The organism is Diaphorobacter aerolatus (assembly GCF_014489535.1).
Classification (GTDB): Bacteria; Pseudomonadota; Gammaproteobacteria; order Burkholderiales; family Burkholderiaceae_C; genus Diaphorobacter_A; species Diaphorobacter_A aerolatus.
Window position 1 is genome coordinate 4,169,573 of sequence record NZ_CP060783.1, and the last position, 25,998, is coordinate 4,195,570.

19 protein-coding genes, 3 tRNA genes and 1 pseudogene are annotated in these 25,998 nt (G+C 61.1%); 14 read left to right on the forward strand and 9 right to left on the reverse strand.

Translation table 11 applies throughout. The features are described from left to right. Positions 1-69: 69 nt before the first annotated feature. The 3 genes from lon (at position 70) to H9K75_RS19420 (ending at position 2,881) form a co-directional block, all read left to right on the forward strand. Positions 70-2,517: an endopeptidase La gene (gene lon, locus H9K75_RS19410; protein WP_187723844.1), complete on the forward strand. Its 2,448-nt coding sequence runs from the start codon at positions 70-72 to the stop codon at positions 2,515-2,517. A gap of 164 nt (positions 2,518-2,681) precedes the next feature. Continuing rightward, positions 2,682-2,757: transfer RNA gene (locus tag H9K75_RS19415), tRNA-Gly, on the forward strand. A gap of 50 nt (positions 2,758-2,807) precedes the next feature. After that, positions 2,808-2,881: transfer RNA gene (locus H9K75_RS19420), tRNA-Cys, on the forward strand. Between the two features lie 295 nt (positions 2,882-3,176). Here the strand turns inward: H9K75_RS19420 and H9K75_RS19425 are convergent. Further along, on the reverse strand, positions 3,177-4,427 hold the full coding sequence (locus tag H9K75_RS19425; protein WP_187723845.1) for a PepSY-associated TM helix domain-containing protein: 1,251 nt from the start codon (positions 4,425-4,427) through the stop codon (positions 3,177-3,179). 182 nt (positions 4,428-4,609) lie between these two features. Further along, positions 4,610-5,509, reverse strand: coding sequence for a 4'-phosphopantetheinyl transferase family protein (locus tag H9K75_RS19430; RefSeq protein WP_187723846.1), 900 nt, complete (start codon positions 5,507-5,509; stop codon positions 4,610-4,612). Positions 5,510-5,621: 112 nt separating this feature from the next. On the opposite strand from H9K75_RS19430, the gene H9K75_RS19435 reads away from it, so the two are divergent. The 5 genes and pseudogenes from H9K75_RS19435 (at position 5,622) to H9K75_RS19465 (ending at position 13,418) form a co-directional block, all read left to right on the forward strand. Next, positions 5,622-6,164, forward strand: a complete 543-nt coding sequence (locus tag H9K75_RS19435) for a sigma-70 family RNA polymerase sigma factor (protein WP_226858320.1) — start codon at positions 5,622-5,624, stop codon at positions 6,162-6,164. A gap of 175 nt (positions 6,165-6,339) precedes the next feature. Then, positions 6,340-6,576 (forward strand): MbtH family protein, encoded by a 237-nt coding sequence (locus H9K75_RS19440; RefSeq protein ID WP_187723847.1) that lies wholly within the window; start codon positions 6,340-6,342, stop codon positions 6,574-6,576. Continuing rightward, positions 6,576-7,370 (forward strand): thioesterase II family protein, encoded by a 795-nt coding sequence (locus H9K75_RS19445; protein ID WP_404826367.1) that lies wholly within the window; start codon positions 6,576-6,578, stop codon positions 7,368-7,370. Before H9K75_RS19440 ends, H9K75_RS19445 begins: the two co-directional genes overlap by 1 nt. Positions 7,371-7,380: 10 nt before the next feature. Next, positions 7,381-12,578: pseudogene (locus tag H9K75_RS19450) on the forward strand (amino acid adenylation domain-containing protein); the annotation flags it as partial. Positions 12,579-12,668: 90 nt separating this feature from the next. After that, a complete protein-coding gene (locus tag H9K75_RS19465; protein ID WP_449757735.1) occupies positions 12,669-13,418 on the forward strand; it encodes a thioesterase domain-containing protein in 750 nt (249 codons plus the stop codon). Between the two features lie 74 nt (positions 13,419-13,492). Here the strand turns inward: H9K75_RS19465 and H9K75_RS24190 are convergent, their stop codons facing one another. From H9K75_RS24190 to H9K75_RS24200, 5 genes are all read right to left on the reverse strand, one after another. After that, on the reverse strand, positions 13,493-14,818 hold the full coding sequence (locus H9K75_RS24190) for a TonB-dependent siderophore receptor (protein ID WP_226858765.1): 1,326 nt from the start codon (positions 14,816-14,818) through the stop codon (positions 13,493-13,495). Next, on the reverse strand, positions 14,704-15,717 hold the full coding sequence (locus tag H9K75_RS24195; protein ID WP_226858321.1) for a TonB-dependent siderophore receptor: 1,014 nt from the start codon (positions 15,715-15,717) through the stop codon (positions 14,704-14,706). The genes H9K75_RS24190 and H9K75_RS24195 overlap by 115 nt, the downstream gene beginning before the upstream one ends. A gap of 100 nt (positions 15,718-15,817) precedes the next feature. After that, a complete protein-coding gene (locus tag H9K75_RS19475; RefSeq protein ID WP_187723851.1) occupies positions 15,818-16,921 on the reverse strand; it encodes a GNAT family N-acetyltransferase in 1,104 nt (367 codons plus the stop codon). Further along, positions 16,918-17,760: a N(5)-hydroxyornithine transformylase PvdF gene (locus tag H9K75_RS19480; RefSeq protein WP_187723852.1), complete on the reverse strand. Its 843-nt coding sequence runs from the start codon at positions 17,758-17,760 to the stop codon at positions 16,918-16,920. Before H9K75_RS19480 ends, H9K75_RS19475 begins: the two co-directional genes overlap by 4 nt. Before the next feature lie 249 nt (positions 17,761-18,009). Next, a complete protein-coding gene (locus tag H9K75_RS24200) occupies positions 18,010-18,297 on the reverse strand; it encodes a hypothetical protein (RefSeq protein ID WP_226858795.1) in 288 nt (95 codons plus the stop codon). Here H9K75_RS24200 and H9K75_RS19485 point away from each other — a divergent pair. The 5 genes from H9K75_RS19485 (at position 18,191) to H9K75_RS19505 (ending at position 23,857) form a co-directional block, all read left to right on the forward strand. Further along, on the forward strand, positions 18,191-19,789 hold the full coding sequence (locus H9K75_RS19485; RefSeq protein ID WP_226858766.1) for a cyclic peptide export ABC transporter: 1,599 nt from the start codon (positions 18,191-18,193) through the stop codon (positions 19,787-19,789). The genes H9K75_RS24200 and H9K75_RS19485 overlap by 107 nt on opposite strands. 35 nt (positions 19,790-19,824) lie before the next feature. Then, positions 19,825-21,126 carry a lysine N(6)-hydroxylase/L-ornithine N(5)-oxygenase family protein gene (locus H9K75_RS19490; protein WP_187723854.1) on the forward strand — a complete coding sequence of 434 codons (1,302 nt, stop codon included), beginning with the start codon at positions 19,825-19,827 and terminating at the stop codon, positions 21,124-21,126. Positions 21,127-21,384: 258 nt separating this feature from the next. Next, the gene (locus H9K75_RS19495) at positions 21,385-21,558 is read left to right on the forward strand and encodes a hypothetical protein (RefSeq protein ID WP_187723855.1); all 174 of its coding nucleotides are present in this window, start codon (positions 21,385-21,387) and stop codon (positions 21,556-21,558) included. Between the two features lie 53 nt (positions 21,559-21,611). Next, positions 21,612-21,687, forward strand: a tRNA-Gly gene (locus H9K75_RS19500). A 226-nt stretch (positions 21,688-21,913) separates the two neighbouring features. Then, positions 21,914-23,857: a tyrosine-type recombinase/integrase gene (locus H9K75_RS19505; RefSeq protein ID WP_017642575.1), complete on the forward strand. Its 1,944-nt coding sequence runs from the start codon at positions 21,914-21,916 to the stop codon at positions 23,855-23,857. Between the two features lie 48 nt (positions 23,858-23,905). Here the strand turns inward: H9K75_RS19505 and H9K75_RS19510 are convergent, their stop codons facing one another. Next, a complete protein-coding gene (locus tag H9K75_RS19510; RefSeq protein ID WP_187726122.1) occupies positions 23,906-24,505 on the reverse strand; it encodes a substrate-binding domain-containing protein in 600 nt (199 codons plus the stop codon). A 136-nt stretch (positions 24,506-24,641) separates the two neighbouring features. On the opposite strand from H9K75_RS19510, the gene H9K75_RS19515 reads away from it, so the two are divergent. Further along, complete coding sequence (locus H9K75_RS19515; RefSeq protein WP_017642573.1) at positions 24,642-24,950, forward strand: helix-turn-helix domain-containing protein; 309 nt, start codon at positions 24,642-24,644, stop codon at positions 24,948-24,950. Positions 24,951-24,976: 26 nt separating this feature from the next. Here the strand turns inward: H9K75_RS19515 and H9K75_RS19520 are convergent, their stop codons facing one another. After that, positions 24,977-25,870 carry a LysR family transcriptional regulator gene (locus tag H9K75_RS19520; RefSeq protein ID WP_003821171.1) on the reverse strand — a complete coding sequence of 298 codons (894 nt, stop codon included), beginning with the start codon at positions 25,868-25,870 and terminating at the stop codon, positions 24,977-24,979. Between the last annotated feature and the right edge of the window lie 128 nt (positions 25,871-25,998).

Genomic DNA, 25,998 nt, shown 5'->3' on the forward strand with positions numbered 1-25,998 from the left:
TTGCTGCGCGACGGGTTGAAAAACCGACCCGCGGCCTCAACTCCAGGGTGCTATTAAAGGATCATATAAATGTCCGGAAACACTCCATTGCCCGCAACCCCCATTGATTTGCCGCTGCTCCCGCTCCGGGATGTCGTGGTCTTCCCGCACATGGTGATTCCATTGTTCGTGGGACGCCCCAAGAGCATCAAGGCGCTGGAACTGGCCATGGATGCGGATCGCCGCATCATGCTCGTCGCGCAGAAGACTGCCGCCAAGGACGAGCCATCCGTCGAAGACATGTTCGAGGTCGGCTGTGTCTCCACCATTTTGCAGATGCTCAAACTGCCCGACGGCACCGTGAAGGTGCTGGTCGAGGGCCAGCAGCGCGCAAAGGTGGATGCGATCAACGACGCCGACACGCACTTCCTCGCGACCGTCACGCCGCTGGAAAACCCCGAGGTCGACGACCCCAAGTCGAGCGAGATCGAGGCGCTGCGCCGCGCCGTGATGCAGCAGTTCGACCAATACGTCAAGCTCAACAAGAAGATTCCCTCGGAAATCCTCACCTCGATCTCGAGCATCGACGATCCGGGACGCCTTGCCGACACCATCGCCGCGCACCTGCCCCTCAAGCTCGAGAACAAGCAGACCGTGCTCGACGTGGCCGATGTGAAGGGCCGCCTCGAAAATCTGTTCGAGCAACTCGAACGCGAAGTCGACATCCTCAATGTCGACAAGCGCATCCGTGGTCGCGTGAAGCGGCAGATGGAAAAGAACCAGCGCGACTTCTATCTGAACGAGCAGGTCAAGGCCATCCAGAAGGAACTTGGTGAAGGCGAGGAAGGTGCCGACATCGAGGAGATCGAGAAGAAGATCAAGGCCGCCCGCATGCCCCAGGAGGCGCGCAAGAAGGCCGAGGGCGAGCTCAAGAAGCTCAAGCTCATGTCGCCCATGTCTGCCGAGGCGACCGTGGTGCGCAACTACATCGATGTGCTCACCGGTTTGCCGTGGGCCAAGAAGACCAAGATCAAGCACGACCTGCAATTCGCGGAAGACGTGTTGAACGAAGACCACTATGGCCTCGAAAAGGTCAAGGACCGCATCCTCGAATATCTCGCGGTGCAGCAGCGGGTGGACAAGGTCAAGGCGCCGATTCTCTGCCTCGTCGGCCCACCGGGCGTGGGAAAGACCTCGCTCGGTCAATCGATTGCCAAGGCGACCGGTCGCAAGTACGTGCGCATGGCCCTCGGCGGCATGCGTGACGAGGCCGAGATTCGCGGACATCGACGCACCTACATCGGCGCGATGCCGGGCAAGGTGCTGCAGAGCCTGAACAAGTCGGGCACGCGCAATCCGCTGTTCCTGCTCGACGAAATCGACAAGCTGGGCATGGATTTCCGTGGCGACCCTTCATCGGCGCTGCTCGAAGTGCTCGACCCGGAGCAGAACAACAAGTTCGCCGATCACTACGTGGAAGTGGACTTCGACCTGTCTGACGTGATGTTCGTCGCGACCTCGAACTCGATGAACATTCCGCCCGCGCTGCTCGATCGCATGGAAGTCATTCGCCTGTCCGGCTACACGGAAGACGAGAAGACCAACATCGCGATGAAATATCTGCTGCCCAAGCAGATGGAGAACAACGGCCTGAAGTCCGAAGAACTCGAAGTGCAGGAGAGTGCGGTGCGCGACATCGTGCGCTACTACACGCGGGAGGCTGGCGTGCGCTCGCTCGAGCGCGAGATCTCCAAGGTCTGCCGCAAGGTCGTCAAGCAGTTGCTGCTCAAGCAGGTGACTCCTCAGGTCCAGGTGACCGCGGAAAACCTCGCCGAGTATCTGGGCGTGCGCAAGTTCAACTACGGTCATGCCGAGAAGGAAGACCAGGTCGGACAGGTCGTGGGTCTGGCATGGACCGAAGTGGGCGGCGATCTGCTGACCATCGAAGTCGCAACCATGCCGGGCAAGGGCGGCGTGACGCGCACGGGCTCGCTGGGCGACGTGATGAAGGAATCGGTCGAGGCCGCGCGCACCGTGGTGCGCAGCCGCGCCCATCGTCTGGGCATCAAGGACCAGGTGTTCGAGAAGCGCGACATCCACATCCACGTGCCCGATGGCGCCACGCCCAAGGACGGCCCGAGTGCAGGTGCTGCCATGACGACCGCGATGGTCTCGGCCCTGACCGGCATTCCGGTGCGCGCCGATGTGGCCATGACCGGCGAGATCACGCTGCGCGGTGAAGTCACGGCAATCGGCGGACTCAAGGAAAAGCTGCTTGCAGCCTTGCGCGGTGGCATCAAGACCGTGCTGATTCCCGAGGAGAACGTCAAGGATCTGCAGGAGATTCCCGACAACGTGAAGAGCGGTCTGGAAATCGTGCCGGTCAAGTGGATCGACAAGGTGCTGGAAGTGGCGCTGGTCCGTCAGCCGGTGCCGCTCACCGACGAGGAAATCGCTGCTGCCGCCGCAGCCGCTGCGGCGGCTCCTGCCGCGCCGGTTGCTGCGGATTCATCGGCGGGTGGCTCGGTCAAGCATTGATGGCCGACACATGATCTGCGGGCGAGGCGGTTCCAAGACTTTGAGGGCCGCCTTGCCCGTAGATTTTTCAAAAATTGGGCGCGTTTGTTGGGAAGGCCAAAAAACTGCGCTACAATTCAGTTCATCGCAGCAAACACGGTATATACTGTGAGGCTCGATAAAATGCGGGAATAGCTCAGTTGGTAGAGCGATACCTTGCCAAGGTATAGGTCGACGGTTCGAACCCGTTTTCCCGCTCCAGATTTCCAGTGGCTTGATCGGTGGATCAAGCGGCTGCCGGAAGCGATCAAGGCGCGATAGCAAAGCGGTTATGCCCCGGATTGCAAATCCGGTTAGTCCGGTTCGACTCCGGATCGCGCCTCCAAATTTAATAGCGCCAAGCCCCGTAGATTCAACGATCTACGGGGCTTTTGCTTTTTGCCAATGGTTTCCTAAACACAGATCCAGCGCCTGGAATAGGTCTCAAATTGCCTCAAATGGGTAGCACTGCGACCACGAACCGGACTGTTTTATCCGGTTGGATCAATAAGGGGCGTCTATGGCAATCATCCAACGCGGGGCTCAATTCCAACCCCGTATCAAAGCAAGTTGCTGCCAGGTGGCAGTTAGCCGCTCTGAGAAAAAAGTGGTGAGCGCACCAGCCAGATGGGAGCAGTCCACTACCTTGGGGTCTTCTGCGGCAGATGGCCACGTGCTCGTCGTTTGCGCAGCCAGATCACGACACCAGTCACACTGAGCGCGGCAACGACGATGCCCATCGTCGAAATCAGGATACGCCCTGGTAGACCCAAGATGCGTCCTGAATGTAAGGGGAACTGCGCCTGGACGAAGAGATCGGCCGCGGTTCCTTTCCATGGTTCGGTGCTGCCGAGAATTTGGCCGTTTAGCGCATCCACAAACAACATGGGGTGACCCACGCCGCCTGCGCCATGCTCGTCGTCGGGCGTGTAGAACTGCGCGACATAGATGCCGAACAGTCGCGCGTAAAGCAGCTTGCCCACGGGCGCCGTCCATCCGCGGTGTTGCGCTTCTTTGGTCGACACCTCGAGTGCGTTGGCGTAACTCAGCACGGGATTCACGGGCTGATTCGCAGGCGCAGGCAGGCGTTGCTCGAACGGTGTCGGTGTCACGTCAGAGACCAGCGACATGGCTGGAAAAAACACCTCGCGGTACAGGTTCAGAGAGAAGGCGGTGAAGGCAATCACCAGCAGAAGTGCCCATGTCCACAATCCGAATGCGCGGTGCAGGTCGAAGTTGAGCTTGTAGAAGCCCGTTCCTCTTCGGATCTTCCATGCGGGCATCCAGCGCCGCCACCAAGTCTTGCCTGGCTGTGGGGCCGATACCTCTCCGGATCGCGTGCGACGAGCCGGTAGCGTCAGGTAGAAGCCGGTGAAACAGTCAACCGTCCAGATCAGCGCGATCAACCCCATCAACCATGTTCCCCAGCGGTCAATGCCCCAGAGTGTCGGCAGGTGCAGGCTGTAATGCAATTCATACAGGAACGAGACGAAATTCTCCCTGTTGATCGGCCAGACGGATCCCCATGCGCGCCGCCCCAATTCTTCGCCTGACGCGGGGTCGACAAAGACCTGGTTGAAGCCCGGCTCGAAGTGCCGGTCTGCAACCGGGTCAAATCGCGGCTCGACACCGAATACCAGTGAATGACCCGGCTCGGCAGCCATCGGAATGGCGACTACGGTCACCTGGGGATGGCGCGCCTCGATCTGACGCGCAAGCTCCAGCGACGGCAGCGCGGGTCCTGTTGCTCGCGCTGTGGTGAGGTGCGCGTTCAGCAGCTCATCCAGCTCGTGGTCCCAGGAGATGACTGCGCCGGTGAGGCCGGACATGACGAGGAAACCAGCGATCAACAGGCCGGCCCATTTGTGCAGGGTTACGAAGATCTGACGCATGGTCGGTGGCCAATCGCCGAAGTGCGGTGGGTGTCAGCAGTCATTGTCATGAAAACGATGGTGGATGCGCGGGTGCAGGCGTTCATCGGCACGGACGCCGTCGCCAATCGCGTAAGAATGATGGTGCGCCGACGAGGTGCATTGCGCAAAGTGAGTCATTGAGGCGGATACCCCGTTATGGACTAGACGGTTGGAACGTGAAAATGTTCATGGGCCTGGTGGCATTGCACCGAGCCGAAGCTTGAGCGCAGCCAGTCCGCTTTCCATTCGCGTCCTGTATCGAATGGCATGGCTTCTCGGCAGACAAGCGGCAATGCCCGATGGGTCGCCGCGCACAGCGATACCAAGTGATCGGGAGTTGCTTCCATTTGCCAGAACGACCAGTGGTGTCCCGTTTGGTCGCTGGTCGTGAAGCCAATGTGGTCGTCGTCGGGCAGGAGGGAGAACGCAAAGCTGTCGAGCGCAATCTGCATGCCCGAGCGGCGAGCCTTGACGTAACTTTCCTTCAAAGTCCACAGTTCAAAAAACCGGCGGTCCTGCAATGGCCTGGGCAAGCTCTCAAGCGCGCTCATCTCGGCTTCCGAGAATGCAAGCTTCGCTGCTTCGGTTGCAGGTGCGCGCGCAAGGTGTTCTGCGTCGACGCCGAACTCAATGTGGCGGCCCACGGCAAGCACGACCAGGCCGTTGGTGTGGCTCAGATTGAAATCGAGTCCGTCAATTGCGCTTGCCAATGTGTGATCGATGTGCGGCCTGCCGTGTGGACCCGGGGAGAAGCGCCATTCCCTCGCAGGGATTGGCGCGTAGTGCGACAGCACCGTGCGCACCAACGCGCGCGTCAGCAAAAACTGGTGTTGATCACGTTCGAAACGAAATTGCGCGCGACGTAATACCTCGTCTGGCGCGAGTATGGAAAGACATCGATCCTGTAAGGCCTTATCACTCGCGTCTTTGTGTCGGCAGAGCCACAAATCGATGTGGCCCGGTGGCAAGAAAAGGGGGCGGCAGAGAAACACATAACGGCATCCTGTCGTGGAGAACGTGGTCAGCGGAGCGGTGCGCGGCAATAGACGGTCGACATTCAATTCGGGAAGTGTGTCATCAAATATAAATGCAAACAATTCCTAATTAGATTTAGGATTGGATCAAAGCAATGCGAATCAGCGCATCGCAGACCGTCTTGACGGGGAGGCCACGTTGTTCGATACGCCCTTGGAAATGCAAGATTCGTCGCTGGAGAGCGTCTTCATTGAAAATCGTGCTCAGCTCTGGCGTGTGGCGCGAAAAATCGTGAACACGCCAGATTTGGCCGACGATGTATTGCAGGACGCCTATTTGAAATTGGTCGATTGCCCGTGCCAGCGTCAGGCCAATCAACCACTCGGGTATTGCCACCAAGTGGTGCGAAACATGGCATTGGACTACTGTCGGCGTCACCGTGTTGAGTCCACATATCGCACATTCAATATCGAGGTGGAGACGCTGGAAGTACCAGCGATCGACACTCCGGACCGGAACCTGTGCACTCGCCAGGTTGTCGCCGGTGTCGAAAGAGCTTTGTCGAAATTGCCTTGTCGTGCGCGAACTGTTTTCGAGTTGTATCGCGTTGAAGGAATGACTCAGCGAGAGATTGCTCAGAACCTTGGGTGTGCGCTGGGCTTGGTCAATGGCTTGATTGCAGAGGCGACTGCAGCTATCAGCGGTTTTGCAGACCTTTTGCTAGATCCCGAGGCGCGGTGATCATGCAGATGGTTGTTCGGTGTTCATGGTGTTTCGCACTGATTGAGTGAACAGCGGCGCTTGCAAGACGTCATGTCTGCAGGGACCGCAGGAAAGGCATCGCTGTGCCGATTCTCGGAGGTTCGATTTCATATGTCGAATGCTCCCGAACATTCATTCACAGAAGGACGCACCGATGTCAACCAGTTGTTTTGATCGCGAGGACGAAGTCTTCATCGTTCTGGTCAACCACGAAGAACAGTATTCCATTTGGCCGCATTGGAAGGCGGTGCCCGGAGGCTGGCAGGCCGTGGAAGGCGTGCGTGGCGACAAGAAGACAGTGCTTGCCTTTGTCGAAAGCACGTGGACAGACATGCGTCCGCGCTCGTTGCGCGAATGGATGCACAACCAGGCGCAGGCATCTAACGTTTGATGCCCGCAGTGCACGACGCGCCCGTCACATTGCTGTGTTTGCCCTGTGCCGGCGCGAGTGCCACCATGTACCTGCGTTGGCGCCGCTATCTACCGCACTGGATCCACCTTGCGCCCATCGAGCTGCCCGGGCGCGGTGCCCGCATGGTCGAGGCACCCGTTGAAGATTTCGCTGCACTCGTGGCAGGTATCTGCGATGAGCAGTCGCACAGGATGCCCGGCGAGTTTGTGCTGTTCGGCCATAGCATGGGCGCGTTGCTGGCGTATGGCGTCGCCACTCGTCTGCGCGCAAACGGCAAAGCGCTTCCGCGGGCGCTGCTCCTGTCGGGATGCGCGGCACCTTCGGCGCGCGATGTAGACCATCTGGCTGGGATGCATACCGATGCGTCGCTCGTGTCCGACCTGCGGCGCCAGGGCGGTACGCCCGATGCGGTATTCGAACACGACGAGTTGTTGCGTCTCACGCTGGATCTGTTGCGTGCCGATTACCGCGTGTGCAGCAGCTTTGTCGCACCGCAGGTCGGTGCGGTGCTGCCGCTGCCGGTGCATGTCTTTGCTGGTCGCAACGATGCCATTGGCGCGCCCGCCATGAAGGCGTGGTCGAAAGCAACCAGTGGAGCGTTCACGCTCGACTGGTTCGATGGCGGCCATTTCTTCATTCGCGACGACGAGCGCGCCTTCATTGCGGCACTTGTGCGGCGAATCGAATCATCGGCGATTGGAGTCGGCACTACGCCATCGGCATCGCTGCGCGAGAGCACCGGACGCGCGCCCGTGCGTGCGCAGTACCCATAGGAAGAAGGATATGTCCGTGACCGAATCCCTGCATCGGCGCCACGCCAATTTCGTGGCGCACCTGAGAGAGCTCGCGCGCCTGAAGCCCGACGACATCTGGCTCACCGTCGCGGACCACGTGGACGGCACGTATGTCGAAACTCCCTTTACCTATGGCGCATTCGAAAGGCGTGTCAGGGCATTGGCAGCGCTGCTGCAACAGCACTTTGCCAAGGGTGAGCGGGCGCTCATCATGCTCGACAACAGCGAGCACTACGCGGTGTGCATGCTGGCATGCTTCTACAGCGGTGTGATCGCCGTACCGATCTTCCCTCCGGAGTCGATGCGTCCGCAGCACATGGCCAGGCTCATGGGCGTGGCCAACGATGCCAAGGCGCGCTGCGTGCTCACGTCGGCGGCGCTCGCCGGTGCCATGGACAAGAATGGCACGCTCTTCGATGGGGCGCAGATCATGGTGGTCGATGGCATCGACATGGCGTTGGCGAGCCAATGGCAGCCTTGTGAGCCTCAGCCCGAAGATGTGGCCTTCCTTCAATACACCTCGGGTTCGACATCGGCTCCCAAAGGCGTGATCGTCACGCACGCATGCCTGATGGCCAATGAAGAGGCAATGCGCATCGGCTTCGATGTACGGCCCGATTCGAGGTACGTGACCTGGGCACCGCTGTACCACGACATGGGACTGATCGGAGGCCTGCTGCTGCCGTTGTACTGCAGTGTTCCCGTCGTGTTGACGTCGCCGCGCTATTTTCTGGAGCGGCCAGTGCGCTGGCTGGAGCTGATTTCCCGTCACCGAGCCACCCACAGCGGGGGGCCGGATTTCGCGTTTCGCTTGTGTCTTGAACGGGCGCGCGATGCGCAGATTCATGAGCTCGATCTATCGCATTGGCAATGCGCCTATACGGGCGCAGAGCCGGTGCGTGCCGATACCGAGCGCGACTTCATCGAGCGTTTTGCTCCAGCAGGTTTTCGCGCGCAGGCAGCTTTCCCCTGCTATGGGCTTGCCGAAGCGACGTTGTATGTGACAGGCACGTCGAGCGGCGAGGGGATGATCGCGCGGGGCTTCAATTCCGACGCTCTGGCGGCGGGCAGGGGCGTGCCCGATCCGGACGGCGCAACGCTGGTGAGTTGTGGACAGGTGCCGCCGGAGCATGCGCTGGCGATCGTGGATCCCGCGACATGCATCGATGTGGCATCGGGCGTCATTGGCGAGATCTGGTTTCATGGCCCGAGCGTCGCCGCCGGCTATTGGTGCAACGAACGCGCCACGCGAGATGCCTTTGTCGAACGCGACGGCCGACGATGGTTGCGCACGGGCGATCTGGGGTTTTTGTGCGATGGGGGGCTTCTGTATGTCACGGGGCGCATCAAGGATCTGATCATCGTGCGTGGCCACAACATCTATCCGCAGGACATCGAGCGCGTGATTGAAGCCGAAGTCGATGCGGTGCGCAAGAGCCGGGTCGCGGTGTTTGCCACGCAGAGGCCCGATGGTGAGGGCATCGGCGTGTCTGCCGAAGTATCGCGCAGCATGCAGAAACTCGTATCGCCATCTGCGCTGGTGGAGGCTCTCAGCGCTGCGGTGAGCGAGGCGTTCGGCGAGCCATTGTCGGTGGTGGTGCTGCTCAATCCCGGAGGTCTGCCGAAGACCACCAGCGGCAAGCTGCAGCGAAGCGCCTGCCGTGCGCAATGGATGGATCGCAGTGCCGATGCCTATGCGATTCATGAGTTCGCCACGTGGGTGAAGGGTGGCCCGGACGGTGAGATGCCCGGCACATCGGCTTTGGATGAAACCGAGCAAGCGCTGGACGGCATCTGGCGCGGCGTGCTGCGTCGCGCATACGACGCCCCGCTCAAGCGGGATGCGCATTTTTTCACGCACGGCGGTAATTCCCTGTCGGCAACGCAGGCAGCGGCGCGCATCGCGGCCCGCTGGCGCATCGACTTTCCGCTGCGGCTGATGTTCGATGCTCCGCGCCTGCATGAATGTGCAGCCGAAGTGCGCAAGCGCATCGGGCAGGGAGCCACCGCTGCGGCCTCGCCTATCCAGGTGGTGCCTGCATGCGAACGCTCGCGTGGCTTGCCGCTCTCGCACGCGCAGTCAAGGCAATGGTTCCTCTGGCAACTCGACCGCGCGAGTTCGGCCTATCACATCTGCGGTGCTCTGCAGATCGTTGGTTCGCTCCACACGGAGGCATTGCGTGCGACGTTGGCTGCCCTGTGCCAGCGTCACGAATCGTTGAGAACCTCGTTTCGTGCCAACGAACAGGGGCTCGTGCTGCAATGGATTGCACCCACTGGCACGGTGTCGCTTGAAGACATCGACTTGCGCGCCGAGCCTGTGGCACAGCGCGATGCCCGCATCGCACAGGAACTGCAGCGCTTCAAGCAGATGCCGTTCGATCTGGAACGGGGCGACCTGATGCGTGCGGCGCTGTTGCGCGTGGCCGATGACACTCACGTGCTGGCGCTGGCCATGCACCACATGGCCTCAGACGGCGCGTCGATGCAGTTGCTGATGGACGAGATGGCGGCGGACTATGCGTTGCGCCTTTCTGGAGCGGCAGCAACACAGCAAACCGCGCAGAAGATCGGTTGGGTGGATTACGCCGATTACGCGCTCTGGCAGCGAGACTGGCTTGCGGCAGGCGAGGGCGCGCGGCAGCTCGCGTGGTGGCGCGAACAACTGTCCGGTGCGCACGAGGTACTGGAGCTGCGCACGGACCGCCCGCGCCAGCCGCATGCGGGTGAGTACCGTGCCGCACGCCACGGGTTCACCTTGTCCGCGCCGCTCTTGGAGCGATTGCGCGAACGATCGAACGGCAAGGGATCGACACTCTTCATGGCGCTGCTGACGGGCCTGCAGGTACTGCTGCATCGGTACACCGGGCAACGGGATATCCGCGTCGGCAGCGCCATCTCCAATCGCCATCGGGTCGAGTTTGAAGCCGTGGTCGGCCTGTTCGTGAACACACTCGTGTTGAGCAACCGGATCGACGGGCGCATGCCGTTGTCCCGCGTGCTGGCGCAAGCACGCGATACGGTGCTGGGCGCGCAGGCGCACCAGGACCTGCCGTTCGAGCAATTGGTCGGGCCTTGCAGCCCGAGCGCAGCAGCAGTCGCAGCCCGTTGTTTCAGGTGATGTTCAATCATTTGATCGAGGACATCTCGGCGTTCGATGCCATCGACGGCCTTGCGGTACGGCACCATCCCGTGCCCGACCTCGATGCCCAGTTCGAGTTGGTGCTCGAAACGACCGAGCAGGTGGGTGGCGCACTGAAGCTGGATTTCATCTATGCCAGCGAACTGTTCGACGCACCGACAATCCACCGATTGGCAGGGCACTACGTGGCGATCCTGGAGGCGCTGGCTTCGCCGGTCGATGTGGCGGTGGGCGATGTACAGCTACTGTGCGAGCAGGAGATGGCAGAGCTGCGGAGTATGGGCATCAACGGCGCACGCGAGGCGCAATTGGAGCCGGCGCACAGGGCGATTGCGCGCCAGCCCGGCGAGCGCACGGCGCTGCTGTTTGCGAACGAGACGCTGAGCTACGGGGAACTCAATGCACGCGCCAACCGTCTGGCGCACCACCTGATGGAGCGTGGTGTGGGCCCGGAGGTGCTCGTTGGCATCTGCATGGAGCGCTCGGTGGAGATGATCGTGAGCATTCTGGCGGTGCTCAAGGCGGGTGGTGCCTATCTGCCGCTGGACCCGGAATACCCCGCGCAGCGCCTGGCCTACATGGTGGCCGACAGCGGCATCGCGTTGCTGCTCACGCACCGTGCAACGCAAGGGTGCATTGCGCCGACGGCTTCGCTCTGCGTGCTGGAAGTGGAGCAGCTTGCGCTACAGGCCCGGCCAGAGAGCGAGCCGTGCGTTGCCGTGCACGGCGAGAGCGTGGCCTATGTGATCTACACCTCGGGCTCGACAGGCCAGCCCAAGGGCGCGGCAGTGCGCCATGATGCGCTGAGCAGCTGCATGGCGTGGATGCAGCGCAGCTACCAGTTGGAGGAAGCCGACACCGTGCTGCACAAGGCGCAGTTCGGCTTCGATGTCTCGTGCTGGGAGATCTTCTGGCCGCTGACGAGCGGAGCGCGGCTGGTGGTGGCCAACCCGGGCGATCACCGGGATCCGGCGCGGATCGTGGAGCTGATAGAGCGCCACCAGATCACGACGATGAACTTCGTGCCAGCGATGCTGCAGGCGTTCCTGGCGCATCCGGGCATCGAGGCGCACACGCGGCTCAAGCACCTGATCGTGGGGGAGAGGCGATGCCGGCGCAGACGCAGAAAGAAGCGCTTGCGCGGCTGAAGGGGCGACGCTGCAGAACCTGTACGGCCCCACGGAGACAACCATCCACGTCACGCGCTGGACCTGCCGCGACGATGGGCAAAGCCAGGTGCCGATCGGGCAACCGATCACGGACACGCAGACCTATATCCTGGACAGCGAGCTGAACCTGGTGCCCCGGGGCGTGGCGGGCGAGCTGTACATCGGAGGGGTGAGTCTGGCGCGGGGGTATCTGGGGCGGGCGGCGTTGACGGCGCAGTGCTTCGTGGCCGACCCGTTCGGGCAGGGCGGCAGGTTGTACCGCACGGGAGATCTGGTGCGCTGGAATGCACAGGGTCAGATCGAATACCTGGGGCGCCTGGACCATCAGGTGAAGATACGGGGCTTTCGCATCGAGCTGGGAGAGATAGAGGCCCAGTTGCTGGGCCAGCCCGAGGTGCGGGAGGCGGTGGTGGTCACGGCAAAGGCGACAACGACAACGGTGGCATCGGCGACAACGGTGGGTGCGCGTCTGGTGGGCTATGTGTCGCTGCACGCCGCAGCGCAGACCGATGGGGCGCAGTTGCGCGAGCGGCTTCAGGGCGTGCTGCCGGACTATATGGTGCCGACGGCGATCATGGTGATGCAGGCGCTGCCGCTGAACGCCAACGGAAAGATCGACCGCAAGGCGTTGCCGCCAGCGGCGACGATGCTGGAGGGTGGTGGCGCGCATGAGGCACCCAGAGGCGAGGTGGAGTGCCTGCTTGCGCAGATCTGGGGCGAGGTGCTGGGGTGCAGCGGGTGGGGCGCCATGACAACTTCTTCGAGCTCGGCGGTGACTCGATTCTGAGTCTGCGACTCATCGCGGAAGTGCGGCGCAAGCTACCGGGTGGCAACCAGCTAGGTCTGGCCGATGTGATGCAGTCCACTGATCTGGCCCATTTGGCCGCGCGTCTGCATCAGCGCCATGGTCAGGCACACCATGCCGTGTGTCTGCAGGCGACGGGTGAGGGCGTTCCGCTGTTCTGCATGCCAGGCCTGATCGTCAACACGCGCGAGTTTCTGCCGCTGGCACGCGCACTCGCCGGGGACCGGCCGGTGTACGGTTTCGTGAGCCATGTGTACACGACAAGGCGTTGGCGCGGTTTTGCGGTGGACGATTTGGCAGAAGAGTATGCGGAGTTCATCGCGGCCAACGCTCCGGGCGGACGGTGTGCACTGCTGGGGTGGTCGATCGGCGGCGATCTGGCAGTGGAAGTGGCGCGCAGGCTGGAAGGCCGTGTGAAGGTCGCGTTTGTGGCGGCGGTTGATGTCTTCGAGCCGGAGCGCATGTTACCGCGCCAGCCGATGACATGCGTTGAAGTCGAGCACGGACTTGCGTCATGGCTGAGCCGTTCTTCCATGGCCGATCCATGGCGCGCGCTGCTTGCCCGGATGACAGACAGCGAACGGTGTTGGGTAGCCGAGCAATTGGGAGACCCGGCGCAGACGGTGCCCAATGATGGCAACGGCGATGAGGCCGCCGAATTCATTCTGTGGGCTACGCTCGACAGCCGTGTGCGTCTGGCGCGCCACCGGCATGCTGCTTGCGCACAACCGCTACACGTCTATGTCGCTGACAGCTCGCTTCAGCATGATGCGACACTGCGCGACTGGTCGGAGTTTACTCCGGTCGTGGCCACCGAAGTCATCGCAGGCGCCGATCATCTAGACATCGTCAGACACCCTGCGCTGGGCGCTTCATTGCGTCACAGACTGCGGGACATCGACAGTGCATAAGAACGGGGCCGTGGCCCCCGTTCTGTTGAATGTCGGCATGTCTTTCACTTGCTCGCCGATCGAAAGCGGTTCGCCTACCAATGATACGTGGCTGTCGCTGTGACCGTACGTTGGTCACCGTAGTAGCAGGACTGCGCTTGTCCGTCGCAGTTTGCAAGATAGGTCTTGTTGGTCAGGTTCCGGACATTCAGTGCTAGCGTCCATTGAGGCAGCTCGTAGCCGATCATCGCATCGATCAGAGTGTAGGCTGGGACCTTGACAGGTGAGATGCCACCGTTCCCGTGGGTCGAACCGACGTAACGCGCCCCAACACCCACCTTGATGCGATTGAGGAAACGGTAGTCGGCCCACAAGGCCAATTGATTGCGTGGCACGGCGGTCGCCTGTTTTCCAATTTGTGCGGGGTTGGCACTGGCGGTGACGATGGCGCGCTGGGTGTAAGTGTAGGCAGCGGTCAGGTTCATCCTCGCGACGGGCTGCGTGGTGGCCTCGAGTTCGAGGCCGCGCACCGAGATTTCGCCGGTCTGGTAGGGGACGTAGTTGGGGTCGAAGGTGACGTAATTTCGTCGGCGCAGATCAAAGATGGCGGCGCTGTACATGTCCCGCGTGCCAGCGGGTTGGTATCGCAGGCCGGTTTCGTACTGGCGACCGGTCTCCGGGTCGAAAGGCGCTTTCGTCAGTGGATTGATCGCCGTGATGGGGGAGAACGATTGCGTGTAGCTCACATAGGGCGCCAGCCCGCTGGGCGCCAAGTACACGAGGCCGGCGCGCGTGGTGAACTTGTTGTTGGATATCTTGGTGCTGGTGCCGCCCAGCTTGTCGGTGTAGTCGCTGCTCGCCTGATCGTAGCGCCCGCCAACGGTGAGTCGCCAGTGCTCGCCCCACTTGATCTGGTCTTGCAGATACAGTCCGGTCTGCGTGAGGAGCGTGTCATCGATGGCGTAGGGAGCAGGTACCTCGAACGGGCCGTTCGGATAGGAAGGGGCGTCGATGATAAGCAACGGAGCGCTGCCTCCGCTGAAGCTAGTGGCCTTGAACCGGTTGCGTTGGTAATCCAGGCCTACCAGCACCTTGTGTTGCCAATCCCCAGAGCGCAGATCGGCTTGGAGCTGGTTGTCGAGGCTGAATCCCTTGGCGGACTCGCGGCTGCCGAACAGCGGGCGGTTGAGCGCCTGGAAATTCGCCGGGTCCAGCGGGTCAGTCTCGTTCAGCGTTGCGTAGCTCGGTGCCTGCAGTCCTGCATAGTTGAGCTTCATGTGTCCGGCACGCAGGTTTTGCCGGAAAGTCAGCGTGTCGTTGAAGCGGTGATCGAACTGGTAGCCCAGCAGTTGCTGATCCTGGTCAAAGCGGTCGAAATGGCGATTGCCGGAAAACAGGGAACTTGGGATGTAAGTGCCGATGGCGTTCGGCACCAAGGATCCGACCAAGGGCGCACACGGGTATTGACTCCTGCGCGATTGCGCATCAACTGCGCATACAGGGTGAGCTTCGTGTCGTTCGACAGTTTCAAGCTCAGCGATGGCGCAAGATAGGTGCGGTCATCGCGTGCGCCTCCTTCCGGCAGATCGCCATCGCGGAACAGTCCGACGATGCGGTACAGCACTTTGCCATCCGCGTCGAGTGCGCCGCCGAAATCGCCGGCAATCGTTTTACGGCTGTGGCTGCCGTACTGGAGCTGCAACTCGCGCACGGGCGTAGCCGTGGGCAGTTTGCTCACCACGTCGACCACGCCGCCCGCACTGCCTTGTCCATACAGCACGGAAGATGGTCCGCGCAGCACGTCGATGCGCTCCGCACCATAGGGCTCGACTTTCCACACCGCAAAGGAGTTGGCGTTTCGCAGCGGCAGACCGTCCTGATAGAACCCGGGACTGTACGCATCAAAGCCGCGGACGGTGATCCAGTCATAGCGCGAGTCGGCACCATACGGAGAGATGCCGATTCCCGGCGTGTATCCCAGCGCATCACGAACGGTGGTGGCACCAATGGCCTCGACGCGGTCGGCGGTGATCACCGACACCGACTGCGGAATCTCGACGATGGGCGTGTCGGTCTTTGACCCCGCGGTGCTGCGAAGTGCGCTGTAGCCGCTGACTTGGCCAGAGCCATCTTCGCTGTCGGCAGTCACCGTGACCGTCGGCAACACCGCGTTGCTGCTGATCTCCTTTGCGGCAGGGACGGTGGACGTCTGTGCGGACGCTGTTCCGCCCAGGACGGCAATGGCTGCACCAACGGCAGCACTGACGGCCGCCAGGGATACGTTGAGTGAACGAGGTTCCGGTGAGTCTTTGGGATGCATGGCGATGTTCTCGAGAATGAAGGAAATCTGCAGGGTGAATTCGGTCGGTGAGGGCCGATGGCCGATGGGCCGATGGGCCGGATGAGCGATGTTTTTCTGTCTAGCTGGCGGCCAGTGGCGTCGCACAGAGGCTTCCACGCGGCAGACCGGAGACTGGCGCGCCCTCATCGCGAGGCTGCCACAGTGCGTCGGTGAAGTAGCGCTCGCGCAGCATCGACACCAGCAACGCGCGTTTGTGCGGCAAGTCGAACTCTTTGACTTTGGCGTAGCCTGATTTGTCCAGATTCCGGATTTGCTGGAGGTGATCGATCCGTGGCTCTCCCATGGCGCGTTCGGTGCGAGGGTCACACAGGAAGAGGTAGTGCGATATCGACGTCAGCCACGCGGTGGCGAAGGCGCGACCCCGGAAGGCTGGTTCACCCACCAGAACATGCCATCCGCGGTCATAGTCGTGCACGTCATAGAAAGGCGAGATGCGGCTCTCCTTGGCCCAGTACGTTTCGAAGTATGCAAACGGCTCGCCATCGAAGGAGGCAACCATCGAGTACATGTGCGGATCCCTGTCGATGGCTTCCAGGTAGCTGCGGTGCTTGGCGAGATCGCCTTCCTCCTGCCAGACGTGAGCCACATCGGGATCATTCATCCAGCGGTTGAACATCGGCAGATCACGCTCCATGTCGAAGCTTCGAAACGAAAATGTCTTGCCCAGCCACGGCACGAAGCGCTGGTACAACGTGCCTCGGGGCTTGGGCGCGCGCGTCGGATGCCGCCTTCCACCTGTCAGTGTGTAGTGCAGTGCAATGGGTGCATGGACCTGGGGCAGCCATGAACGCGGCTGTTGCCACAACGTTTCGCGGCACACGCGCAGCTCTCCATCGGCGCCCGCAAGCGCTACACCCGTGGCGGCGAGGTCCGGAAACCGTTCGACGTCATCCAGCAAGGCGCTGCGATACCCCGGATGATGCACAAAGGCTGCTTCGATGGCCGCCAAGGCGTGCAACTCGGCGATTTCTTCGGTCATGGCGCCTTCGATCTGACGCAATGCAAGTGCACGTGTGGGGTCTGCATCGACCAGCCACCGGGACAATGCGCCGGTCTTGCGAGTGCGCACTGCAAGGTGGTTGTCGGCATGGGTCACCTCGTGTGAGAGGCCACCTGCGTAGGAGATGAAGGATGCGTTCTGCGACGCCACGGGTGAGGTCATGGTTCTCCTTGACGGATGTGAGGGGCCAGCAGCGCCAGACCCTGATGCAGGGCCGGGAACAGGCTGTGGTTGAAGTTGTTCCAGCGCAGCTCGAGAATCGAGTCGAGCGGGTCGATGTCGGTGCCGAGCACATCGAAAATCACCTCTCCGGAGTCGATGCCGTTGTCCACATAGTGCAGGGAGGCACCGGTTTTCTGCACCTGCGGCGCCTCGACCGTTTCCAGGCTGTGCCAGTCGATCACCTTTCGGCCCTGCGCTCCGTGGAGCGCGTCGAGCGTGGCAAACGCGCCGCGGCGCTCATAGGGGGATTCGATGCGGGTGATGCCCGGATGGATGTTGACCACGCGACGCTCGAAATGCGCGCCGGGCCGCACCAGTTCGTCCAGGATGATCAACAGGCCGTCAAGCAACACCACATCGGCGCGCAGCGCGATCAATTTGTCGAACAGGGTGCGTTCATAAGCGGTCTTGGCCGCCGGGCGTTGAGGCGAGTCCAGAGGCAACCGTCGGTAGGTAGACGGAACGGCGTGCAGCATGTCCAGCAGCAACTTCCCTTGCACGCGCATTTGCGGCGGAAAGATCCATGGACGACCTGGGGCGTATTCGAACCCATAGTCTCCCAGCGCTGCCCGATCACGCGGGGACTCGGCGTCATCGTCGTAGACGATGCCTTCGAAAGAGTAGGCGTCACCCAAAGGCGATCGATCAAGCGCCTCGGCAAGATATTCCAGCGGCGACTTCATGTAGCGAGGTGCGCCCTGGTAGTCGACGTGTTGGCCGGCCTTGTCGGCTGCGGCGTTCCGTAAAGACAAGATATAGACGAGCTTGGCCTGTGGCATGGGAGCGTAGGAAAAAGAGAGGAAGCGACACAGGCAAGACGAAACAGCATGCAATTTGTTCACACTGCATGCGTCGAGGCTTTGTCATCGTCCAAGCGGCGCTGTGTCGACGTGGCGACGGGCCGCGTGGACGCGGACATCGCACAGCTACCGCGACGTCTGAAGTGGTGATGCATCGCATCGCGACGTGAACATCGATTGACTCCGTCCGTCTATGCAAAAGACGACCGCCATGAGGCGGCCGCATTTTCATTGTTCCTGCTCATCGATGTTCCTGTCGTTCAGGTCATCGCTGTGCCGCTTCCCTGCCGTTTGGGCGGAGAGAGATTTTTTTATGACATCTGCTGATGCTGCCAATCCATCGAGTAGCAATGCCGCGGAAATCTGGCGCTTGCTCAAACCCTTCATGCCATGGTTGGCACTGTCCGCAGTGATGGGGATTGCGTCCGGTGCGGCTACCGTTGCATTGCTCAGCACCATCAACGATGTGCTCAACCAGCAGGGAGGAATGTCGGGAGCCTTGCTGGTGACCTTCATCGCGCTGTGTGCCATCGCGCTGTTCGGGCGCATGCTCTCGGATGTGTCGACCAACTATGTAGGTCAGCGGCTGGTGGCGCAGGTACGCAGAAGTCTGGCGGAGAAGATTCTTTCAGCTCCGATCGACGCGCTCGAACGCTATCGTACGCATCGCCTCATGCCTATTCTTTCGCAGGACGTGGACATGATCAGCGATGTGGCGTTCGTGATGTCTTCCATGCTGATTGCGCTGGCCGTTGCGCTGGGATGTCTTGGCTACCTGGCCGTGCTCTCGCCTGCATTGTTCGTGCTGGTCGTGGTGATGCTTGTCCTCGGCGCCACGGTGCAGATCGTCGCGCAGACACGGGCCGAAACGGGTTTCTGGAAGGCGCGTGAGCATGAAGACCAGCTCCACAAGGCGTATCGTGCAATCAGCGAGGGCGCCAAGGAACTGCGCATGCACCGTGCGCGCCGCACGCAGATGTTCGGCGAGCAAGTGGCGCGCATCGTCGATCTGATTCGCGAAGTGAACGGACGCGCCATCTACACCTATGTGATCGCCAATGCCTTTGGCTCCGCGCTGTTCTTTCTGCTGATCGCCGTGATTCTGGGTTGGGCGGCGTTCCGGGAGACGGAACCTGCGGTGCTGAGCGGCTTTGTGCTTGTGCTGCTGTACCTGAAGGGTCCGCTCGACACCATTGCCAATGTGCTGCCGAATGTCGGGCGCGCTCGCGTGGCGTTCCAGCGCATTGCCGATCTGTCCGCACGTTTTGCCACACCGGAGTCGCATCTGCACCTTGAGCGGCCCGCCGAGGCGGCCACCTTGGCCGACGGCATCGACTTGCGTGGAGTGTGCTATTCCTTCGACGCACCCGAGGGCGGAGAGCCGTTTGTGCTGGGGCCCATCGATCTCGAACTGCGATGCGGTGAAATGGTGTTTGTAGTGGGAGACAACGGCTCCGGCAAGACCACTTTGATCAAGCTCCTGCTGGGCCTTTATGCGCCGCAGCAAGGGGAGGTGTTGCGCGATGGCGTGGTGGTGAAGCCGCAGACGCGGGACGACTACCGGCAATTGTTCACCACCGTCTTCTCTGACTTCTACCTGTTCGAGAATCTAATGCCCGTGGGTCCGGATGGCGCGACGACGGCAACGCTTCCGCAAGCAGCGCAGCCCTATCTGCAGCGCCTGGAGATCGCGCACAAGGTGAGCGTGAAGGATGGCGCGTTCAGCACCGTGGATCTTTCCACCGGCCAGCGCAAACGACTTGCCCTGGTGCACGCCTATCTCGATGGAAGACCGGTGATGGTGTTCGACGAGTGGGCCGCGGATCAGGATCCGGCCTTCCGCCATCTCTTCTATACCGAGTTGTTGCCCGAATTGCGCGCGAAGGGTCACTTGCTGGTGGTCATCTCGCACGACGACCGCTACTTCCACCTGGCTGACCGCGTGATCACGATGCGCGCAGGACGCATCGTCGAAGACCACGCGCGCTCGCAGGAACGTGCGGCCTGAGGTCGCAGTCCGTCAATCCAAGGAGCTGATTTTCCATGCAACCTATTCACGATCTGATCGGCATCGGCTTCGGGCCGTCGAACATTGCTCTTGCCATTGCGCTCAAGGAGCGCTGCGAAGGCGGCAAGCCCGTCGATGCGCTGTTCATTGAGCGCCAGGAAAGCTTTGCATGGCATCCACACATGCTGCTGGATCAGGCGCACATGCAGATTTCCTTTCTCAAGGATCTGGCGACGTTGCGCAACCCGACGAGCCGATTCACCTTCGTCAACTATCTGCATGAGAGCGGTCGTCTGCCGGATTTCATCAACCTCAAGAGCTTCTATCCGAGTCGGCGCGAGTTCAATGACTATCTGGATTGGGCGGCTCGCCAATTCGCACATGCCTGTGCCTACGGCGAGACTGTGTTCGAGGTGCTACCGGAAAAGCGAGGCGGCGAGATAGAGCTGCTTCGCGTGCGCTCGCGCAATGCGGCGGGGCGAATACAAGAGCGCCTTGCCCGCAATCTTGTAGTCAGCGTTGGCGGAACGCCAAAAATTCCCGATTGCTTCAGCGCACTCCATGGTGATCCGCGGGTATTCCATTCCAGCAATTACCTGCGTAGCATCGGGCGCCTGGAAACGGCGCGCCGCGTTGCCGTGATTGGCGCGGGCCAGAGCGCAGCAGAAATCTTCATGGACTTGCAGAGCCGTGCACATGCGCCCCAGGTGGACCTGGTGATGCGCGCACGGTCCATCCGTCCGGCGGACGACAGCCCGTTCGTCAACGAGGTGTTCAACGTTGACTACACAGACTATGTATTCAGTCGTCCGATGGATGAGCGTGTGGCACTGCTCGATGAGGTCGCCCACACCAATTACGCGGTGGCCGACCTTGACCTGATCCGAAGCATCTTTCAAACGCTGTATGAACAGAAGGTGGCGCGCGGCAATCGGTTGAGCGTCCTGCGCCAGCATGAGGTGACAGCGGCGCGCTCCAACGCTTCCGGTATTCACCTGGAATTGCGTGACCATGACACCGGTCTTCAATGCATCAAGCGCTACGACGCCATAGTGCTGGCGACGGGCTACGCCCGCAAGCAGCACCTGGAATTGCTTGCGCCGCTGGAGCCGTATCTTGGGGACTTCTCGGTGGATCGCTTCTACCGGCTGGCCGCGTCCGAAGATTTTCGCCCCAACATCTTCTTGCAAGGCGCCTGTGAAGACACGCATGGCATCAGTGACACGCTGCTATCGGTTGTGTCCGTTCGCACAGGGGAAATTGGAAACGCATTGCTTGCCGGTTTGGTGGACACGGTGCATTCAACACGGGTCGAGGTTTCTTCGCCCACGGTCTGATTCAGTCCTTCCAGGAGCAGCAGTAACTCAGTAGGTCCCGTCGGGAGGCATGCATATAAACTCGCCCAGGCCTTCTTGAGCGTCTGCTGCTGAGTAGAGCTGTGACTGCTTCGACGAGGGATGACCTACTGCTATAGCCTCGATGTGGAAACCGCGGAACTCGCCTATGTCGGTGTTCCGTGCGCAAACGCTATGGGGATTTGAGCTTGGCTTCTGCGATCCGGAGTGCAGTCACCCAGGTGCTCAGCAGCAACCGGCATGACATTCGTAACTCCAAACGCGCCACAAACAGACGCGCAAATCCTCCATCGAGGCACCCATGGGCATGCTCATGTTTACATAGCAAGTGCATTGAGTGTTTATGCAAAACAAGCAAAAAAACCAATGAAATCAACGGTAGGCGAAAAAAGTGGGCCAAGCTCACAAAAGTGACTCTTTTTTGACTATACAATTGCCTGCTTCACTGTGATGCAGCGAACAGATTTGCGGGAATAGCTCAGTTGGTAGAGCGATACCTTGCCAAGGTATAGGTCGACGGTTCGAACCCGTTTTCCCGCTCCAAATTATGATCTACAGACTTCTACTGACGTCTGTAAGTCATTGAAAAAAGGGGCTTCGGCCCCTTTTTCCATTCCAGCGAGCGCCACGGAAATCCACCCACAGCTACCGTTTTTGAGTGACCAATTGAGGCACAAGAATACGGGTGGGACGGCTACCGGATAGTTGCTGGGGCTGAGCGGGAACCATGACGAGCATAGGGCCTAAGTCATTACTTAGGAGCCTCGAAATGGCACTCTCTGATCTGACCGTCCGGCAGGCAAGAACCACCGGAAAACGCTACACCCTCTCCGATAATGACTGCCTGGGCCTGATGGTCTCTGCTGCAGGCGGTAAGTCGTGGATGTTTCGCTACTACTGGCTGGGCAAGCAAAAACGTATGTCCCTGGGCGGATATCCTGCCCTCAGCTTGCGCGAGGCCCGCGCCGAGCGGGATAAGGCCCAAGCCCTGCTTGCCAGGGGGGTTGATCCGCAAATCGAGCGTGACCAGCGCCGGCACGCGGCCAAATTGGCGGGTGAATACACCTTTAGGAACGTTTTTGATGCCTGGGTCGAGCATCGCCGCAAGGAACTCAAGGAAGGCCGCCAGAGCACCCTGTCGCAGATTCTGCGCATCTTCAACAAGGACGTGCTGCCCGCCTTAGGGAAGATGTCGATCTACGACATTCGCCGCCCTCAGCTCCTGGGAGTTCTGGCGGCGATCGAGAAGCGCAAAGCGTTCACCACCGCCGAGAAGGTTCGCACCTGGTTCAACCAGATGTTCCGCTATGCCTTGGTCGTTGCCGAGGGCTTGGAGGTCAACCCTGCTGCTGACCTGGATGTGGTGGCCGAACCCAAGCCCCCGGTGACCCACAATCCCTATCTGCACCTGCCCGAGATGCCCGAGTTCCTTCAGAAGCTTCGGCTCTACACCCCCCGCGGCTGGCAGACCCAGCTTGGTGTGCGGCTGCTGTTGTTAACTGGGGTGCGGACGGGCGAATTGCGGCTGGCCGAGCCTGAGCAGTTCGACCTCGACCGCGGCTTGTGGATCATCCCGCCACAATTCGTCAAGCAGCTCCAGGACGAAATGCGCAAGGCCGGTAAGCGGCCGCAGGACGTGCCGCCCTACATCGTGCCCCTCTCTCTGCAGGCCATCGAGATCGTGCGCTATCTTCTGAGCGCGATGCGGCCGGCGCAGAAGTACTTGTTGGCTCATACCAGCGAACTCAAGAAGCGCATCAGCGAAAATACGCTGAACAAGGCCTTGCAGCTCATGGGTTACGAGGGGCGCCTGACCGGGCACGGCATCCGCGGCACCATCTCGACGGCGCTCAACGAAATCGGCTATCCGAAAATTTGGGTGGATGCACAGCTATCGCACTCCGACCCCAACAAGGTCAGCTCGGCCTACAACCACGCCAAATACGTGGAGCCGAGGCGCCGGATGATGCAGGACTGGGCCGATCGCCTCGACCTGCTCGAACAGGGCGAGGTAGAAGCTGCGAGCGCACACCTGACCATCCGCATCGATGGGGTGCCTGCGATGGCAGAAGTGGAAGAGGCGGTGGGTGCGGCCCCCATCGTGGCCGAGCCCCCTGTGCCCGGCGTGCAGTCCCTTGTCGCAACGCCCATTGTCGTCACTTCGAGCAGCGGCGGAATCACGTTCCGGAGACTGTCGCATCTGCCGCCGCCTCCGGTGCATGTCCCAGAGCCGGAAGTGTCCGCGATCCAGCGCGAGCGCGAGGAAATGCTGGCTATCTATGAGTCGCCGAACAGCCTGCCGGTCCCGTTGTTCGGCAAGCTGGCCGGGAAGTCCAAGGACCAGATCAACCGCGAACTGAAAGCCGGAAAGTTGCTGGCTATCAGCCTTGGCAATCGGGGACAGCGTGTTCCGGACTGGCAACTGGTGCCGCTCAAACACAGGCTGGCCCAGGTGCTCATGAACCAGTGCCCGCACGCGGATTCTTGGGGACTTTACCGCATGCTGACCCAGCCGCACCCTGACCTGGGCGATCGCGCCGCCATCGATGCGGTCACGCCGACCAACGTGCCGGCGATCGTACGGGTCATCATGGGCGACTACCAGCATCACGAGGATGTGCCCAAGGCCGTCGCCCCGCAGCCCGTCCCGGAAGATGTGCGGCAGAGCGTTCGTAGGCTAGTGGACAGCGCTGTGGTGATCGAGGGAACCTAATCCACGGGTCAGCCTATGGCCGGGATGACGCTTCCGGCCGTAGGCCCATCACCTTGCACCTTCCCCAGCAATCTGTAGCGCTCTACGCTCGAACCGCTTGGCAGCAGAATCGGCTTGCGCGTGGGGCCGTTGGAGGTACGTCACGATATTGTAGGGGCCATCGGCGAGCGGTCGCATGCCGATCCCCCATTGATGGGCACGCTCGATGCGCGATTGCGCGCATACGCCGATGCCGTAGCCGGATGAGACCCACAGCGCCATCATCTCGAATGAAGTTGCAGACAGGATGTTCTCTTGGTCCACTGGCATGAGGGAGGCCAACCTCTCGTCCAGCAAGGGGCAAGCCTCCACCCGCCAGCGATAGATTGGATAATCCTGAAGATCTGAGATGGTGAGCTTCGCCTGGTTAACTAAGCGGGACCGCGGTGGTATCGCAACGGCCATGCTTTCGCACCATAGCCTCCGGCTACTCGTCAGGTGATCCCCCGCACCGCTAAGAGATAGTCCCGCGTCGTAGCGGCCCTCCTGCAGGCCCGTCATCAACTCTTGATCCGAAACTTCACGCACGGCCATCGCGACGCCCGGCTCCTGCGCTCGCTGCAGTGCAAGCAGCGCCGACAGCCGTGAAGACGGTACACCTGGCGCTATGGCGAGTGTGAAATTCGGGGCGGACTGATGACGTCATGCATGGATACCCCCAAAGAGGCGGCGGGAGGGGATCGAAAAGATCTACCGACATCATACTAAAGAGATATCTTTAACGTGGTTAAAGATCAGTGATTCCATGACGCTTCTGCGAATGCAGAAGCGCACTATTCGGCCTGGACGGCCCGCCGGAGTAACCACCTATGAGTCCGCACCGGCGTTGGCGTTCGGGCAAGCGGTGCGAGCCGCTCGCCTGGATCAGGGGATTGCTCAGGATGAGTTCGCGGGCTTGGCGGGGATCGCGCGTTCGCACATGGGCAAGATTGAGCGCGGCGAGCACATGCCGACACTCGCTCTCATTCTAAAAATTTCCCTGGCTCTCAAGATCAGCTCGGCCGAACTGATGACGGCCACGGAGCGCAACCTCTACCTTCAGGGCGATGCGTGACGCCGGGTGTGGCGCAGGCGCCGTAGCTAATCGCTCTTTGGCGAACGCAAACGCTCGATGAAGCGCTCTACGGGAACGGATAGTCCGCTACCGCCTTCGGGCCGAAGCAGGTAGGTGATGATGACGGCCGAATCGAGCGCCAACGGCCGGATCACCACGTCGGGACGTTGGCATACCGCGATTCGGGTCGCCGTTGCGAAGCCGATGCCGTAACCAGCTCCGACCAACGTGAGCATCATGTCCAGCGACGAGACATGCTCAACGATGGTGGACTCGCGCTCCAGGGGATGTAGCAGCCGGGTCAATTCGCGGCAGTAGCCCTCGCAAAGCTGCGGATCGCACATCACCAGCGGGTAACTCACGAGTTCACGTAGCGACACTTCCTTGTGGGCCAGCAACGGGTGCCGGATCGGCAAGGTCACCACCAGCGGGTCCTGCCAGATGGGCTCCGTCACCAGTCCGTCGCCGACGTCCGCAGTGTGTGCGAAACCGATCGCGAAGTCGCCGGATCGCAGCCCCCGCAACTGTTCCGCCAGGGTGACCTCGGAGAGCCGTATTTCGATCTCCGGCTCCTCCTGGCGGCACAGGGCAAGAAGTGCAGACAGCCGCGGGTCGATGGCGCCATCGGAGATGGCGATGCGCACGCTGCCTCTTAGGCCTGCGGCGATCGCCCTGACGTTTTCTCGTGCCTGCTCCAGGTTGGTGAACAGCCGGCGAATGTCCTGAAGGAAGGTGGTACCCGCTGGCGTCAACCGCGTTCCCCGCCGATCGCGGTCAAAGAGCAGCACCCCCAGTTCGTCTTCCAATTCCTTGATCGTGCGGGACAGCGGCGGCTGCTCGATGTGCAAGCGCTCCGCAGCACGGGTGAAATGCAGCTCTTCGGCGAGAGCCACGAAGCAGCGCAAATGACGAAGTTCCATGGGCACGTCCTTCAGCAATCCTGGTCATTGGGTTGGCCACGGCGCATTGCTGCCGAAGTGCGCTTAGAGGGGGCGAGGTAGTGCTGGGTCCCTCTTCAGGGCGAGGAAAAAGGCCATCGGTGTATCTG

Coding starts and splice junctions, on each gene's coding strand:
- lon (WP_187723844.1), top strand. CDS start 70: ATGTCCGGAAACACTCCATTGCCCGCAACCCCCATTGATTTGCCGCTG.
- H9K75_RS19425 (WP_187723845.1), bottom strand. CDS start 4,427: ATGCGTCAGATCTTCGTAACCCTGCACAAATGGGCCGGCCTGTTGATC.
- H9K75_RS19440 (WP_187723847.1), top strand. CDS start 6,340: ATGTCAACCAGTTGTTTTGATCGCGAGGACGAAGTCTTCATCGTTCTG.
- H9K75_RS19445 (WP_404826367.1), top strand. CDS start 6,576: ATGCCCGCAGTGCACGACGCGCCCGTCACATTGCTGTGTTTGCCCTGT.
- H9K75_RS19465 (WP_449757735.1), top strand. CDS start 12,669: ATGCCAGGCCTGATCGTCAACACGCGCGAGTTTCTGCCGCTGGCACGC.
- H9K75_RS24195 (WP_226858321.1), bottom strand. CDS start 15,717: ATGCATCCCAAAGACTCACCGGAACCTCGTTCACTCAACGTATCCCTG.
- H9K75_RS19475 (WP_187723851.1), bottom strand. CDS start 16,921: ATGACCTCACCCGTGGCGTCGCAGAACGCATCCTTCATCTCCTACGCA.
- H9K75_RS19480 (WP_187723852.1), bottom strand. CDS start 17,760: ATGCCACAGGCCAAGCTCGTCTATATCTTGTCTTTACGGAACGCCGCA.
- H9K75_RS24200 (WP_226858795.1), bottom strand. CDS start 18,297: ATGAAGGTCACCAGCAAGGCTCCCGACATTCCTCCCTGCTGGTTGAGC.
- H9K75_RS19490 (WP_187723854.1), top strand. CDS start 19,825: ATGCAACCTATTCACGATCTGATCGGCATCGGCTTCGGGCCGTCGAAC.
- H9K75_RS19495 (WP_187723855.1), top strand. CDS start 21,385: ATGACATTCGTAACTCCAAACGCGCCACAAACAGACGCGCAAATCCTC.
- H9K75_RS19505 (WP_017642575.1), top strand. CDS start 21,914: ATGGCACTCTCTGATCTGACCGTCCGGCAGGCAAGAACCACCGGAAAA.
- H9K75_RS19515 (WP_017642573.1), top strand. CDS start 24,642: ATGACGCTTCTGCGAATGCAGAAGCGCACTATTCGGCCTGGACGGCCC.
- H9K75_RS19520 (WP_003821171.1), bottom strand. CDS start 25,870: ATGGAACTTCGTCATTTGCGCTGCTTCGTGGCTCTCGCCGAAGAGCTG.